This is a genomic window from Bacillus sp. ISL-57, from assembly GCF_018613135.1.
GTDB classification, from domain to species: domain Bacteria; phylum Bacillota; class Bacilli; order Bacillales; family DSM-1321; genus Peribacillus; species Peribacillus frigoritolerans.
Map to the genome: position 1 here is coordinate 246,589 of NZ_JAGGQV010000012.1, position 13,253 is coordinate 259,841.

The following is a 13,253-nucleotide window of genomic DNA, read 5'->3' on the forward strand; positions in this document are numbered from 1 at the left end:
TAATAAAAAACCCATGTTACCCTGAATATTCCAAAAAAGGTCCTATAATACTGTTGCATAACAGTAATTGTAATAATAACGATGAAAAAACACAATTACTATAACAGGTATTCAACCAATTTTGATATAATAGTGTAAGTTTATCCTGACAGCATAGGACTTATTAAATTATATTGTCATATAGGTTTTTTAAAAAGTCTAATAAGGTAATTCGTGAGACTATCTGCCAGCCAAACCATCACAGCTAAATTAGTGAATTCCAAAAGGGGGGTTTTCCAATGCACTTGAATGAAGAGGAATTGGAAGTCTTGAGAATCATTGAAAATAACAGCCGGATTGATCTGAAGGATTTGGCTAAAATGACCGATCAGTCAGAATCGGACATTGAAATAACATTGAAGAAATTGGAAGATATGCGGGTCATTGTACGTTACTTAACAGTCATTAACTGGGCTAAAGTGGATGAATACCATGGTGTCACAGCGATGATCGATGTAAAGGTCACTCCAAAACGCGGCGTCGGTTTCGATGATGTTGCAAAAAGGATTTACAAATTCAAGGAAGTCGAGTCCGTATATTTAATGTCTGGGGCTTATGATCTTTCAGTCATTGTCGAAGGGCGTTCGATGAACGAAGTGGCAAGCTTCGTTTCGGAAAAACTTTCGACACTGGATTCCGTCATTTCTACGACGACTCACTTCATAATGAAAAAATACAAGCATGATGGCACCATTTTCGATCAAACTGAAGAAGATAAGCGGATAGTGGTGTCACCATGATTAAAACGAGTTATGTTTCAAAAACGATTGCAGAGCTTAAGCCATCAGGCATCCGCCGCTTTTTCGACTTGGCAGCCAATTTGGAAGGGGTCGTCTCGCTTGGTGTAGGTGAACCGGATTTCGTTACATCTTGGGCGGTAAGGGAAGCGGCGATCAACTCCCTGGAGGAAGGATATACCTCATATACGGCCAATGCCGGATTATTTGAATTAAGGTCGGAAATCAGCCGGTATATGGAGAAACAGTTCCATGTTTCGTATAGACCGGATGATCAAATCATTGTCACGGTCGGAGCAAGCCAGGCCCTCGATATTGCCCTGAGGACCATCTTGAATCCAGGTGAAGAAGTCATTGTCGTCGAACCTTGTTTCGTGGCCTATGCACCGCTTGTGACAATGGCAGGGGGAATACCGGTCACGGTCCAAACATCCAAGGAAGAAGACTTTAAGTTGACCCCCCAACAACTCGAAGCGGCGATCACGCCTAAAACGAAGGCCGTTTTAATCTGTTCACCGAATAACCCGACGGGAACCCAGCTTGGGCAGGAAGAATTAGTGATGCTTGCTGACATCGTTAAAAAGCATGACTTGCTGGTGATTTCCGATGAAATCTATGCCGAACTTGCTTATGATGAGGAATTCACTTCTTTTGCTGCCGTTGACGGCATGCTTGAGCGGACGATTGTCATCAATGGGTTTTCGAAAGGATTTGCGATGACTGGGTGGCGTCTTGGATTCGTTTGTGCACCTAAGGAAATTTCCGAAGCGATGCTTAAGCTTCACCAATATGCGATGATGTGCGCGCCGACCGTTGCGCAGCATGCTGCATTGGAAGCTTTAAAGAACGGTATGCAGGATGTGGAAGAAATGCGTCGGAGTTATCGGAGAAGACGAAATTATATCGTGAAATCATTTAACGATATGGGGCTGGATTGCCATAATCCCGGCGGCGCTTTTTATGCTTTTCCATCAATCGAAAGAACGGGGATGACTTCGATGGAATTTGCTGAAAAACTTCTGACGGAAGAACTTGTTGCCGTTGTACCGGGAGATGTGTTCGGGGAAAGCGGTGAAGGTCATATTCGCTGTTCTTATGCATCCTCCATGGAACAGCTTCAGGAGGCCCTCAGAAGAATGGAACGTTTCATGAAGAATCATTGCCAATAAAAGCAAAAAAATAGGGATCCGGCCATTAGCAGCCGGATCCCTTTCCATAGGGGGAATTAGAAAAAAGAGTTAATCTAATGGATTAACATAGAAAGTGTTAATCATAGTATATCCAGTACCCAGAAAAAAAATACATATACTACGACCCATTTTTTTGAATTAAGCTTGTGTATTATATAAAGTATGCATAACTTTCAGAATTTGTTCTTCGCTAAAGTCCTTGGCTGTTCTTAGAATGAGCTCAGCTTTTTTGGTTCCGATTTCTTCAATCAATTTTTTTATGTCCTCGTCGATACCAGCGGCGTTACCGCTCTCCTTCAGGAATTCTGAAGCCGGAATGTCAAGAACAGTGGAAAGCCGTAAAATGGTTTGTGTATCAGGAACCGATTCACCCGATTCATACTTTTCGATTTTCTTCGTGCCGATTCGTAATTTCAAAGCCAGTTCCTGTTGAGTTAGGTTGTGATCTTCTCGGTATTGACGGATATTCTTCGCAATATTTGACATGGTCAGACACTCCTTTTTCAGGAAATATATTTTTATTATGTAATTATTTTACCATATTATTACTTAAGTGAAGGAACGGAATATGTAAGTTTTGTGAAAAAAATGCCGCATCGGGATTAACGAAACGGCACGTTGAATGTTAAATGAGATTAGTTGACTTAAGGAATACGAGTATGATCATGATCGGCACGATGTAGCGAATCAGGAAGTACCAAAGTTTAAAAAGTGATCGGCCGGGATCAGCGCCAGTTTCGAACTCTTTTTGTACCTCGATCCTTTTCATTTGATAGCCGATGAAAAGGGATATGAACAAGGCGCCGACTGGCAGCGCGATATTGCTTGTCAGATAATCAGCGAAATCGAATATGGATAAATTGAAAACCTTCACATCCGAAAGCACCCCGAAAGATAATGCGCTTGGAATCCCAATCAGGAAAACGGTGATACCAGCTATCCAAGAAGCCTTCTTCCGTTTTGCGGAATCCCCCTTGATCATGGCTGCAACGACGATTTCGAGAATGGAGAATGCCGTCGTAAGGGTGGCAAATAATAATAATATGAAGAAAATGGACATGAAGATCCCGCCAAGCGCCATTTCATTGAAGACGGCAGGCAACACGACAAATACCAGTCCAGGCCCGCTTGAAGGGCTGAAACCCAGTGCGAAAACAGCCGGGAAAATGACCAAACCTGCCAGCAAGGAAATGAAGATATTCAGTCCGACTACCGAAAAGGCCGATTTTGTAATATCTTCTTTTTTACTTAAATAGGATGCATAGGTTACCATCACGGAAACACCGACACTTAGTGCAAAGAAGGATTGGCCGAGTGCCAAAAGGATCGTTTCCCCCGTTAATGCGGAAAAGTCGGGTTTCAAGAAGAATTTAACACCTTCCATCGCTCCATCCAGCGTCAAGGATCGGATAAGAAGGATGATGAAAAGAATGAACAATGAAGGCATCATATATTTATTAGCCTTCTCAATTCCCTTGGAAACGCCGCCTTGCACGACCCAAATGGTAAAGACCATGAATAATAACTGAGCGATGACCGTTTCATAAGGATTGCTGATTATCGTATTGAAGAAGTTCCCATATTCCTCTTGCGTCAAGTTTGAGAGGGAACCTGTAAAGCTCCTTGCTAAATAGGAGATGATCCAGCCTCCAACAACACTGAAGAAGGAAAGAAGGATGATTGAAGCGACGACACCGCCATATCCAATCAATGCCCAAGGCTTTCCAGGGGCGATATGTTTATATGCGCTAATGGCATCTTTCTGTGCATTGCGGCCAATCGTGAATTCCGCTATTAATATCGGTGCCCCGATAAGCAGGGTGAATATAATGAAGAGCAGGAAAAAGACCCCACCGCCATTTTCCCCAGTCATATACGGGAGCTTCCAGATGGCGCCCAATCCAATAGCGGATCCCGCGGCTGCCAGGATGAACCCAAGTTTTGAAGTCCATTGATCTTGTTTTGACATGATGGAAAAACTCCTTTAGATGTAAAGAATATCTAGCTGTATATTATTTTTTTTAAAACATTTTCTCATCTTACTATGATTATGGGCAATTGGATAGGTTTAATATTACAATCTTTAGAAAAATGAGTAAATATCTTAAGGGAAATAGAGGTTATTTGCAAATTTTTAGGTTAAGTTATATACAAAGATCTTATAATATTTATTATTTCCAAAAAACAAACATTTTTAATGAGTAAAATCCCGAAAAGTATGGTATACTTAACTTTGATTATTTTCCAATTATGTGATATAATTTTTTATTGCGTGAAAAGACGAAAAAATATATATAAAATAGGAGTGTTACCATGTCTGAAAAATTCGAAATTGGTGCGGTAGTTGCTGGTAAAGTTACTGGTATTCAACCATACGGTGCATTTGTTGCTCTAGATGAATCAACTCAAGGTTTAGTTCACATTTCTGAAATCACTCACGGCTTCGTTAAAGATATCAACGAACATTTAAAAGTGGGCGATGAAGTGAAAGTTAAAGTTCTTTCCATCGATTCAGCTGCTGGAAAAATCGGCTTATCGATCCGCGCTACAGAAGAAGCTCCTGAGCGTACTGAAGCTCCGAAAAAAGCTCCGAAAAAACGCCAAGCATCTGTTAAAGCGACATCTCACATCGAATCTACTGAAGGTTTCAACACATTGAAAGACAAACTTCAAGAGTGGATTGAACAATCTCAACGCGAAGACTTAATCAAAAAATAATTTTTTAGAACCGGCAGATCCTCGATCAGCCGGTTTTTTTTGTCTTGGGGCATATGAATGAAATAAAGCCGGGTCATGTGTTTATCCATGGTCCGGCTTTATTTTATAGAACATAACATTGTCCAGGGTCAAGATCTCAACGAGTCGGTTTGGTTTCAGGTTCCCTGGAAATTTCAGGACTTGGTTTAAAGAGAAGACCAAGATTAATGAGACCGGCAATTCCAACCAATCCATAAACGATACGGGCCATTCCAGCATCTTGCCCTCCGAAAATCGAAGCGACCAAGTCAAATTGGAAAAACCCTATTAACCCCCAGTTGATGGCTCCGATTATTGTAAGAACAAGTGCAATTCTTTGTATTCCACTCATTGTACAGCCTCCTTTTTTTTTGAAAAAATCAGTTCTTTATTTATCATGCATTTTCAGCATGTAAATATACATCCACTCAAAAGTTCCGGGCGGATATTTTGTATTTAAATGGAACATTGGTCATAATGAATAAAGAAAAACTAGCACTTGGCCCTGGAGTCAATGTGGCATTAAAGGAGAGATACCATTGGAGAATTTCACATATAAAAATCCTACAAAAGTAATTTTCGGGAAAGGTCAGCTTGAAAGCTTAAAAACTGAAATTCCCGCCTATGGCGATAAAGTTTTACTTGTATATGGTGGAGGAAGCATAAAGAAAAATGGCTTATATGAAAAAGTGATCAATGTCTTGAAAGAGGTCGATGCAGAGGTGCACGAACTTTCCGGAGTTGAACCGAATCCACGAATCTCAACAGTCCGGAAGGGTGTTGACCTTTGTAAAGAACATGGGATCGACTTTGTTCTTGCGGTTGGGGGGGGAAGCGTTATAGACGCTACGAAGGCCGTCGTTGCAGGTGCTAAATATGAGGGGGATCCATGGGATCTTGTCATTAAGAAGGCACCAGTCGAAGAGGCCCTTCCATTCGGAACGGTGCTGACTTTAGCGGCAACAGGCTCTGAGGCGAATTCCGGATCTGTCATAACAAACTGGGAAACGAAAGAGAAATATGGATGGGGAAGTCCTTTGGTATTTCCGCAATTCTCCATTTTGGACCCTGAAAATACTTTTTCAGTACCAAAAGACCAGACGGTATACGGAATGGTTGATATGATGTCCCATGTATTCGAAACGTACTTCCACCCGGAAACGCATGCACCGCTGCAAGACCGTTTTTGTGAATCGCTGTTATCGACGGTGATTGAGACGGCACCTAAACTATTGGAAGACCTGGAGGATTATGAGCATCGGGCCACTATCCTGTATGCCGGAAACCTAGCTTTGAATGGGTCGCTTGGGGTTGGTTACAGCGGTGATTGGGCAACGCATAACATTGAACATGCCGTTTCAGCTGTTTATGATATCCCGCATGCAGGAGGATTGGCCATCTTATTCCCGAATTGGATGAAGCATGTGCTCCATGAAAATGTCGCACGCTTTAAACAAGTTGCAGTCCGTGTATTCCATGTGGATCCGGAAGGTAAAACGGATGAGGAAGCGGCCCTTGAAGGCATTGAAAGACTAAGGTCATTTTGGAGCAGCTTAGGGGCGCCGACCAATCTTTCGGATTATGGCATCGATGACTCACAATTGGAAGTCATGGCTGATAAAGCGATGAGCAGAGGGGAATTTGGACGATTCAAAGTCCTCAACCGAGAAGATGTCCTTGCCATTTTACGGGCTTCCTTATAAACAAGTGATATGATCCAATCTCCCTCCGTGCCAGGTGGGAGATTGCTTTATATGCATAATTCGTTATTTACTTGATCGATTTCTTGATTATGAGAATTACATCAGATAAAGTGAAAGGGAAACTAAAGAATTCAAGGAGGAATTTGAATGGCCCATATTCGTTTCGATTATTCAAAAGCACTGCCGTTTTTCGGGGAGCATGAAATTACCTATCTACAGGATGCTGTAAAAGTGGCACACCATTCCCTGCATGAGCAGACAGGGGCAGGCAATGAATATCTTGGCTGGCTTGATTTACCCGCCAATTATGATAAAGAAGAGTTCTCAAGAATCAAAAAAGCGGCCGCGAAAATAAAAGAAGATTCAGAAGTGCTGCTGGTTATCGGAATCGGTGGATCATATCTGGGAGCACGGGCAGCAGTTGAGATGCTTCAACATAGTTTTTATAACATTCTACCTTCGGATAAAAGGAAAGCACCGCAAATTTTATTTGTCGGTAATAATATAAGCTCTACATATATGCAGGACGTGATGGACCTATTGGAAAATAGGGATTTCTCGATCAACGTCATCTCTAAATCCGGTACGACCACGGAGCCTGCACTGGCCTTCAGGATTTTCAGGAAACTGCTTGAACAAAAATACGGCGTTGAAGAAGCTAAAAGCCGCATTTATGCTACGACTGATAAAGAGAAGGGCGCATTAAAAACGGTAGCAACGGAGGAAGGTTTCCAAACTTTCGTCATTCCTGATGATGTTGGCGGACGTTACTCGGTCTTAACGGCTGTAGGGCTGCTTCCGATTGCTGTCAGCGGGGCGGATATCGATCAAATCATGGAGGGAGCCGAGCGTGCCAGGGCCGACTTCAGTTCTTCCGAGCTAGGGGAGAATCAGGCATACCAATATGCGGCGGTTCGTAATATCCTTTACAATAAAGGGAAAACGATTGAAATGCTGATAAACTATGAGCCTGGACTTCAATACTTCTCTGAGTGGTGGAAACAGTTATTTGGAGAAAGTGAAGGAAAGGATCAAAAAGGGATTTTCCCTTCATCGGCTAACTTCTCGACTGACCTGCATTCATTAGGCCAGTATGTCCAGGAAGGACGGCGTGATCTTTTTGAAACGGTCATCAAAGTGGAAAAGGCCCGTCATGAAATCTTGATTGAAGAAGCGGCCAATGACTTGGACGGCCTGAATTACCTAGCAGGTGAATCGGTGCAATTCGTGAATAATAAAGCATTTGAAGGTACGCTGTTAGCCCATACGGACGGTGGCGTTCCCAACCTGATCGTAACGGTTCCTCAGCTCGATGCTTATACTTTCGGCTACCTTGTATATTTCTTCGAGAAAGCTTGTGCAATGAGCGGTTACTTACTGGGTGTAAATCCATTTGATCAGCCTGGAGTGGAAGCCTATAAGGTGAACATGTTTGCTCTTTTAGGCAAGCCGGGTTATGAAAAGAAAAAAGCGGAGCTTGAACAGCGCTTATAATAAAAAAGGCATCAAGCCGGAATAACCTCCGGCTTGATGCCTTTTTTGGTTGAAAGCCAAAGGGTAAGAATAAACATATTCGATACTGGTATCGAAAATGAAAGTGGGGGAATTAGTATCGAGGAGCTAGAGAAACTGAGAACGGTTCCCTGGTCCGCAAGAAGCCTGCCTGCCGGATGGAAAGAAGAAGATGTAAGATGCTAAAACAAGAGAAAATCAAAACTGGAGGAAATCATATTGGGAGAACTTAAATGTTTTTATATCGTTTGGTGCTAGGGTTTTATCCTTTATCTCTCCTTGCTGTTTGCCCTTCCTTGTAACCCTTGGTTTGTCTACAGGTCAGATGTTAATAATACAGAAAGTGAACCTGACTAAAAAAGAAGGCAAAGAATTATTTGAAAAAATCCTAGTTCATTCAGTGAAAAAAGGAATTCCCACTTTTCCCAAAAAGAAAAAAAGCCTGAAGCGGTTTTTCTGCTCCAGGCTTTTTTTTTTAGCTTTTGGTCTTCATGTAAATTTGAAACAAAGTTTGATCAAAACACGCAATAAATATATTTAGTTTAGCATTGAACTAAAGAATTAATACCAAAGAGTATATAACTATTCCCACCAATGACCACCACCATATACACCGTGAAATAGAACATTAGCAGTAGCGCGTGCAGCATACCCTGCACCTGCATAAAGTTTAGTGAAAATAGATTTAAAATGACCTAAGATACTTGATTGCAGTCTCAGCATATATCTCGGCAGATTCTACTAAGTTCTCCACTGAAACCCGTTCATCGTACCCATGGATAGTGTGTTCCAGCCCAGGACCGTAAAGGACGGTTTCAATGCCATGGCGCCGGAAGTGACTGGCATCACTTGAACCAAGCAAAAGTACGCTGAAGACGGGTTCCTCCATTCCAAGGACACGTTGAATTCCCAGTTCTATGGCCCTTACAATAGGACGATTCTCTAAGGTCCAGTTCGGGTTAGTACAGGGTACCATTGGCTCTGCAACCGCACCTGGCGCTACAGCACTAACAAGATTCCTTGCGACATCAAGTACAAACTCGGACTTCATACCGAATGGAACCCGGGTATCCACTTTAATGATACACTTGTCTGCGACGACATTCACATTTGTTCCGCCCTGGATTACACCTGGATTGTAAGAGGGACGATAAAGTAACTGTGACAATAAGGGATTTCCTGGATACTGGGATAGGAGCCACTCAGTATTGTACAAAAGTTGACAAGGCTCTGGCGGAGGCGTCGCCTTGAGCTCCCATAGCTTGGTTAGTGCTTCGACCGCGGCTGCCCCTCTTCGTATGGCGGAGATTCCATAAAGCGGTTGTAGGCTGCCATGATCCGTCTGACCTGGTATGATCACCTGCATCCATGCCTTGCCCTTTTCACCGGCATTCGGATGGTAGCGGTCCGTTGGTTCACCAATCAGACAAGCATCACCCTTAATCAATCCTTGATCCAGGAGCGAGGCCACCTCAATGCCGCCAGTCTCTTCATCCGGAGAGGCAATAACTCCTAGGCTACCTTTCAAATTAAGAGTGGGGGCGAACTCCTGAAGTAGTCCAGCCACAAAAATCAGTGATGCCAAGCCTCCTTTCATATCGGAGGCTCCCCTACCCAAAAGCATACCTGCTCTGACTTCTCCTGAGAAAGGATCGAAGGTCCAATGTGAACAATCGCCTGCAGGTACGACATCTGTATGTCCACAAAATAGGAGCCGTGGACCAGGTACCCTGGTTAAGGGAGCATCACAGACCACGGTAACCAGCGCATTTTCGCTACGGCGGTGCTCGGTAATCAAGAACCCTTTTGCTGCTAGGTATCGGCTAATATGGCGTCCCATTTCTGCTGACCTTTTCTTAAACTCGGGCGATGGATTTTCAGATGGAATTCGAATAAATGAAGCAGCAAGTTCGACTAATTCCTGTTGCCTTGACCTTATCAGTTGCCGGATTATTCTGGTACTCATATAAATACATCCCCTCCATGTCCAGTATTAGCCGCAGTATTTCTATAATATTCTATGTGCTGTTCCTAGTTCATATTTCTGAGGTTAAAAGTGGGGGATTTAAAGTCTCGTTCAATGCTATAGTTAAACTTAATGAGCCAAAGAGCCAAAGTTATATATGGGTATCGTCAGGAAAATGTGCTTAACGTTGTAAATCCGCATTTTCCTGACGCTGCCAGCAGAAAATCCAGTAATTACGAATGAAGGAGGAGGAGGGAGCGACGAAGCTGAAATAAAGCGTAAGGAAAGCTTGGAAATCAGTGAGGAAGCCAATCTTCCTTTATGCCGATCAAGGGGACAATAGAGTCATTCCAGGTTTTTTTTTAGGCACTTTGGTTAAGCTAATAGAAAATTAGCGAAAGAGGTTTTATACAATGATTAAGATTTCTTCTCAGTTGGAAGGGAAAACATTCGGTTTGTTCGATCTGGAGACAAAGTTAAAACCGGAAGGATATGCGATAGGCGGAGGATGGGATTATGATCACGGGTCTTTTGATTATAAGATTGATGACAGTGATGGCTACCAATTCCTGCGGGTCCCTTTCAAGGCTGTGGATGGTTCACTCGATCAGGACGGGGTGATGGTCGAACTCTTACAACCGTTTTTGTTATCTCATAAGTACGAGGACGGGATGGACGATGAAGGAAATATCGGAAACCTTTCCGCTTCCTTCAATCAGTTTGCCGAGCCTGAAAATCCGGATGCAGAATTTCCGGAAAACTATATCTCATTAGGAAAAACGCTTGTCCGTAATCTGGAAAAGCTTTTATTGCATTAATCATCAATGATGATTAGGGTGTCATCACGATGGATGATTACATCTCCGGGGGGCTTGATTAAGGTCTTGCCTCCTGAAATGATGCCGACCAATAAAATGTCTTGATCGAATAGCTTAACGTTCAGCTGTTTGAACGTCAATTCCGCCCAGTCATCCTGGATGGGCAGCTGTTTGAGGCTCAATCCATCCCGCTCATTTTGTTCGCTGGCTTCCGTTATGATCCCCTTCGATAAGCAATCCTGCATATATTCACTCGCGAATTTATTCGTTTCGACTATACCGTCCGCCCCAGCCCGTAAAGCATTTTCCTTTTGTTCATGCGTCAATATTTCCACAAGACAATACACATGCGGATTCAGCCCTTTGACGGCCAGTAACGTTAAAATCGAGAACATATCCGTTTGCAGCTCGTCCTGCTTAAGGTCAGCCGTAATAAGGACGCGTATGGCTTGTTTAATATTGGCTTTCTGCAAAACGGAATCCAATGTAGCTTTTCCTTGGATAAAGTGGATATTCGTTCGTGGAAGCGGGTGCTTTTGCAGAGTATCATCGATAAGGACAATGGATTGATGGTGCTTACGATCATGAATGTTTTGGATGATTCTCTTGGATCGGCCATTCCAGCCCACAATGATAATATGTCCGCCGCCGCCGAAGACTTTCTTACCAGTTAGAAATTGCTGTTCATTGGATATGGAGATTTTAGCGATGTACGCAAAATAAGAAGTAATCAGGCCGGCCCCTGACAAAATGAGGACCATCCCAATGATTTTGCCAAGATTGGTCACGGGAGTGAAATCTCCATAGCCGACCGTTGACATCGTCACGATTGCCCACCAGATGCCATCAAGTAAGGTGGGGAATCTCTTCGGCTCCACAATGTGGATCAAGACCCCGAATGAAAGTAAAAATAATGCGATGATGGAAAGCAATCTGATGAAACGCGGAAATCTGGGAACGGTACTGATGTATGGACCGATTCGAATCATTTTTTTCACACCCTTTAAGCTGTTTCTAATAGTATGGTCAAAAAAGGCATGGCTCATAAGGGTCCCGACAGACAAACTTTGAATGATGGATATCGGCATATTGCCTGATCGAATCCGGTAAATGATAAAAGCCCTCCGGAAGATGTCGGAAGGCTTTTAGTGCTGAGTCACGTATCCTGAATGGACTTCATGCTCGATGGTTGATTATATGCCCATTTCAGCTTCGGTATTCCTATATCTCTTGTTAAACCCTTCTCCGTACGTTGAAGTTATCACTGATGAGCAGCCAGTTTTGGGGGAAGGCTAAGCCGAGTTTCCAATAACTCATTCCCCTTAAGTTCAATTCTTTGAGTAAATCGAATTTTGCCTGAATCGATCTGGCATCTTCAAACCACACCTCATGCTGCCTATCCTCAATATCGGTATAATTGAAGTGAGGGGCCTGTGCGGTTTCATCATACTCGATGGAAACATCATTGTCCGCCGCAATTTGGATGGCCTGCTGCGGACTTACGGCCTTGGCAGTGGATCCCTGTACAAAAGGCAGGGTCCAATCATAGCCATATAGATTTTGCCCCATCAGGATCTTGTTGGAAGGAATATCGGTGACGGCATATTCGAGGACTTCCCGAACAGGTCCGATAGGTGAGACTGCCATTGGCGGTCCGCCGCTATATCCCCATTCATATGTCATGATGATGACGAAGTCGACGATTTCACCATGTGCTTTATAGTCATGCGCCTCATACCATCGGCCTTTTTGCTCAGCACTTGTTTTAGGGGCCAGTGCCGTGGAAATGAACCATCCTTCCTTCTTGAAGCGATCCCTGGCTTTTCGGAGAAATTGATTATAGGCTTCTCTGTCGGCAGGCCGTAAATACTCAAAGTCAAAGTGGATATCCCGGAAACCATATTTCTTTGCCGTTGTAACGATATTGTTCAAGAACTTATTCTGAACGGAAGTATTCGTTAAGATGATTCGCCCGAGCTCATCGCTGAATTGGTCATTCTCCTGATTCGTGATCACCATCATCAGGACATTTTTATTTTCCCTGGCGATGGCAGGGAAGTCATCGAGTAATGGCTCTTTTAAGGAGCCGTCTCGCAGCGCCTGGAAGCTGAAAGGGGCTAAGTAGGTTAAATAGGGCGCAGCTTCCCTGGAGGCCGTCACAAGGGCCGGTGCAACCGTCGTACCCCTCGGCTCGACATAGCCGTTGAATTCGGCGGTCCTTTTCCTCCGTGCCGGAATATAAAGCCGGTATCCAACGGATAGGCTTTGATTTTCGGAAATGCCATTTATATTTGCCAATTCTTGAACAGGGACATTAACCCTTTGGGAAATGGAATAAAGACTATCACCCGGTTGAACGAAATAATAACTGCCGACGATTGGAATGACAAGGGCCTGCCCCGAAACAAGATTATTTGGGTTAGGGATCTTATTTGATTCAACGAGCCTGTCAACGGTTACGCTGTACGTCTGGGCGATGCCATATAACGTCTGGCCTGGCCTAACCACATGTATTTGCAATTCTTTTCCCTCCTACTGAAAGTTTCCTAACA

General features: G+C 43.4%; 12 protein-coding genes. 6 read left to right on the forward strand and 6 right to left on the reverse strand.

Going from position 1 to position 13,253, the window contains the following annotated elements:
* The first annotated feature begins 278 nt into the window (after nucleotides 1-278).
* Nucleotides 279-779, forward strand: a complete 501-nt coding sequence (locus tag J7I90_RS17840; RefSeq protein ID WP_101223605.1) for an Lrp/AsnC family transcriptional regulator — start codon at nucleotides 279-281, stop codon at nucleotides 777-779.
* The gene (locus J7I90_RS17845) at nucleotides 776-1,945 is read left to right on the forward strand and encodes an aminotransferase (RefSeq protein ID WP_034310296.1); all 1,170 of its coding nucleotides are present in this window, start codon (nucleotides 776-778) and stop codon (nucleotides 1,943-1,945) included. Before J7I90_RS17840 ends, J7I90_RS17845 begins: the two co-directional genes overlap by 4 nt.
* A 159-nt stretch (nucleotides 1,946-2,104) precedes the next feature.
* On the opposite strand, the gene J7I90_RS17850 is transcribed toward J7I90_RS17845, so the two are convergent.
* Together J7I90_RS17850 and J7I90_RS17855 are read right to left on the reverse strand one after the other, a co-directional pair.
* Nucleotides 2,105-2,452 carry a helix-turn-helix domain-containing protein gene (locus tag J7I90_RS17850; RefSeq protein ID WP_214773111.1) on the reverse strand — a complete coding sequence of 116 codons (348 nt, stop codon included), beginning with the start codon at nucleotides 2,450-2,452 and terminating at the stop codon, nucleotides 2,105-2,107.
* A gap of 139 nt (nucleotides 2,453-2,591) precedes the next feature.
* Complete coding sequence (locus J7I90_RS17855; RefSeq protein ID WP_214773112.1) at nucleotides 2,592-3,935, reverse strand: sodium-dependent transporter; 1,344 nt, start codon at nucleotides 3,933-3,935, stop codon at nucleotides 2,592-2,594.
* 344 nt (nucleotides 3,936-4,279) lie between these two features.
* Here J7I90_RS17855 and yugI point away from each other — a divergent pair, with 344 nt between their 5' ends.
* Nucleotides 4,280-4,684, forward strand: a complete 405-nt coding sequence (gene yugI / locus J7I90_RS17860; protein ID WP_034310304.1) for a S1 domain-containing post-transcriptional regulator GSP13 — start codon at nucleotides 4,280-4,282, stop codon at nucleotides 4,682-4,684.
* A 136-nt stretch (nucleotides 4,685-4,820) separates the two neighbouring features.
* Here yugI and J7I90_RS17865 read toward each other — a convergent pair whose 3' ends face one another.
* Nucleotides 4,821-5,054, reverse strand: a complete 234-nt coding sequence (locus J7I90_RS17865; protein ID WP_034310308.1) for a DUF378 domain-containing protein — start codon at nucleotides 5,052-5,054, stop codon at nucleotides 4,821-4,823.
* 187 nt (nucleotides 5,055-5,241) lie between these two features.
* On the opposite strand from J7I90_RS17865, the gene J7I90_RS17870 reads away from it, so the two are divergent.
* On the forward strand, nucleotides 5,242-6,405 hold the full coding sequence (locus J7I90_RS17870; RefSeq protein ID WP_214773113.1) for an iron-containing alcohol dehydrogenase: 1,164 nt from the start codon (nucleotides 5,242-5,244) through the stop codon (nucleotides 6,403-6,405).
* 147 nt (nucleotides 6,406-6,552) lie between these two features.
* Nucleotides 6,553-7,899, forward strand: a complete 1,347-nt coding sequence (locus J7I90_RS17875; RefSeq protein WP_214773114.1) for a glucose-6-phosphate isomerase — start codon at nucleotides 6,553-6,555, stop codon at nucleotides 7,897-7,899.
* Nucleotides 7,900-8,602: 703 nt separating this feature from the next.
* Here J7I90_RS17875 and J7I90_RS17880 read toward each other — a convergent pair.
* On the reverse strand, nucleotides 8,603-9,883 hold the full coding sequence (locus J7I90_RS17880) for a M20 family metallopeptidase (protein ID WP_214773115.1): 1,281 nt from the start codon (nucleotides 9,881-9,883) through the stop codon (nucleotides 8,603-8,605).
* Between the two features lie 413 nt (nucleotides 9,884-10,296).
* Here J7I90_RS17880 and J7I90_RS17885 point away from each other — a divergent pair, with 413 nt between their 5' ends.
* Nucleotides 10,297-10,701, forward strand: coding sequence for a YugN-like family protein (locus J7I90_RS17885; RefSeq protein WP_214773116.1), 405 nt, complete (start codon nucleotides 10,297-10,299; stop codon nucleotides 10,699-10,701).
* Here J7I90_RS17885 and J7I90_RS17890 read toward each other — a convergent pair.
* Both J7I90_RS17890 and J7I90_RS17895 read right to left on the reverse strand, forming a co-directional pair.
* Nucleotides 10,698-11,789: a potassium channel family protein gene (locus J7I90_RS17890; protein WP_214773117.1), complete on the reverse strand. Its 1,092-nt coding sequence runs from the start codon at nucleotides 11,787-11,789 to the stop codon at nucleotides 10,698-10,700. The two genes, J7I90_RS17885 and J7I90_RS17890, sit on opposite strands and share 4 nt — an antisense overlap.
* Nucleotides 11,790-11,934: 145 nt before the next feature.
* Nucleotides 11,935-13,221, reverse strand: coding sequence for a glycoside hydrolase family 18 protein (locus J7I90_RS17895; protein ID WP_214773118.1), 1,287 nt, complete (start codon nucleotides 13,219-13,221; stop codon nucleotides 11,935-11,937).
* Between the last annotated feature and the right edge of the window lie 32 nt (nucleotides 13,222-13,253).

What these genes read in the sequence shown, in the direction of transcription:
- J7I90_RS17840 (WP_101223605.1), top strand. Translation starts at nt 279, where the DNA reads ATGCACTTGAATGAAGAGGAATTGGAAGTCTTGAGAATCATTGAAAAT.
- J7I90_RS17845 (WP_034310296.1), top strand. Translation starts at nt 776, where the DNA reads ATGATTAAAACGAGTTATGTTTCAAAAACGATTGCAGAGCTTAAGCCA.
- J7I90_RS17850 (WP_214773111.1), bottom strand. Translation starts at nt 2,452, where the DNA reads ATGTCAAATATTGCGAAGAATATCCGTCAATACCGAGAAGATCACAAC.
- J7I90_RS17855 (WP_214773112.1), bottom strand. Translation starts at nt 3,935, where the DNA reads ATGTCAAAACAAGATCAATGGACTTCAAAACTTGGGTTCATCCTGGCA.
- yugI (WP_034310304.1), top strand. Translation starts at nt 4,280, where the DNA reads ATGTCTGAAAAATTCGAAATTGGTGCGGTAGTTGCTGGTAAAGTTACT.
- J7I90_RS17865 (WP_034310308.1), bottom strand. Translation starts at nt 5,054, where the DNA reads ATGAGTGGAATACAAAGAATTGCACTTGTTCTTACAATAATCGGAGCC.
- J7I90_RS17875 (WP_214773114.1), top strand. Translation starts at nt 6,553, where the DNA reads ATGGCCCATATTCGTTTCGATTATTCAAAAGCACTGCCGTTTTTCGGG.
- J7I90_RS17880 (WP_214773115.1), bottom strand. Translation starts at nt 9,883, where the DNA reads ATGAGTACCAGAATAATCCGGCAACTGATAAGGTCAAGGCAACAGGAA.
- J7I90_RS17885 (WP_214773116.1), top strand. Translation starts at nt 10,297, where the DNA reads ATGATTAAGATTTCTTCTCAGTTGGAAGGGAAAACATTCGGTTTGTTC.
- J7I90_RS17890 (WP_214773117.1), bottom strand. Translation starts at nt 11,789, where the DNA reads ATGCCGATATCCATCATTCAAAGTTTGTCTGTCGGGACCCTTATGAGC.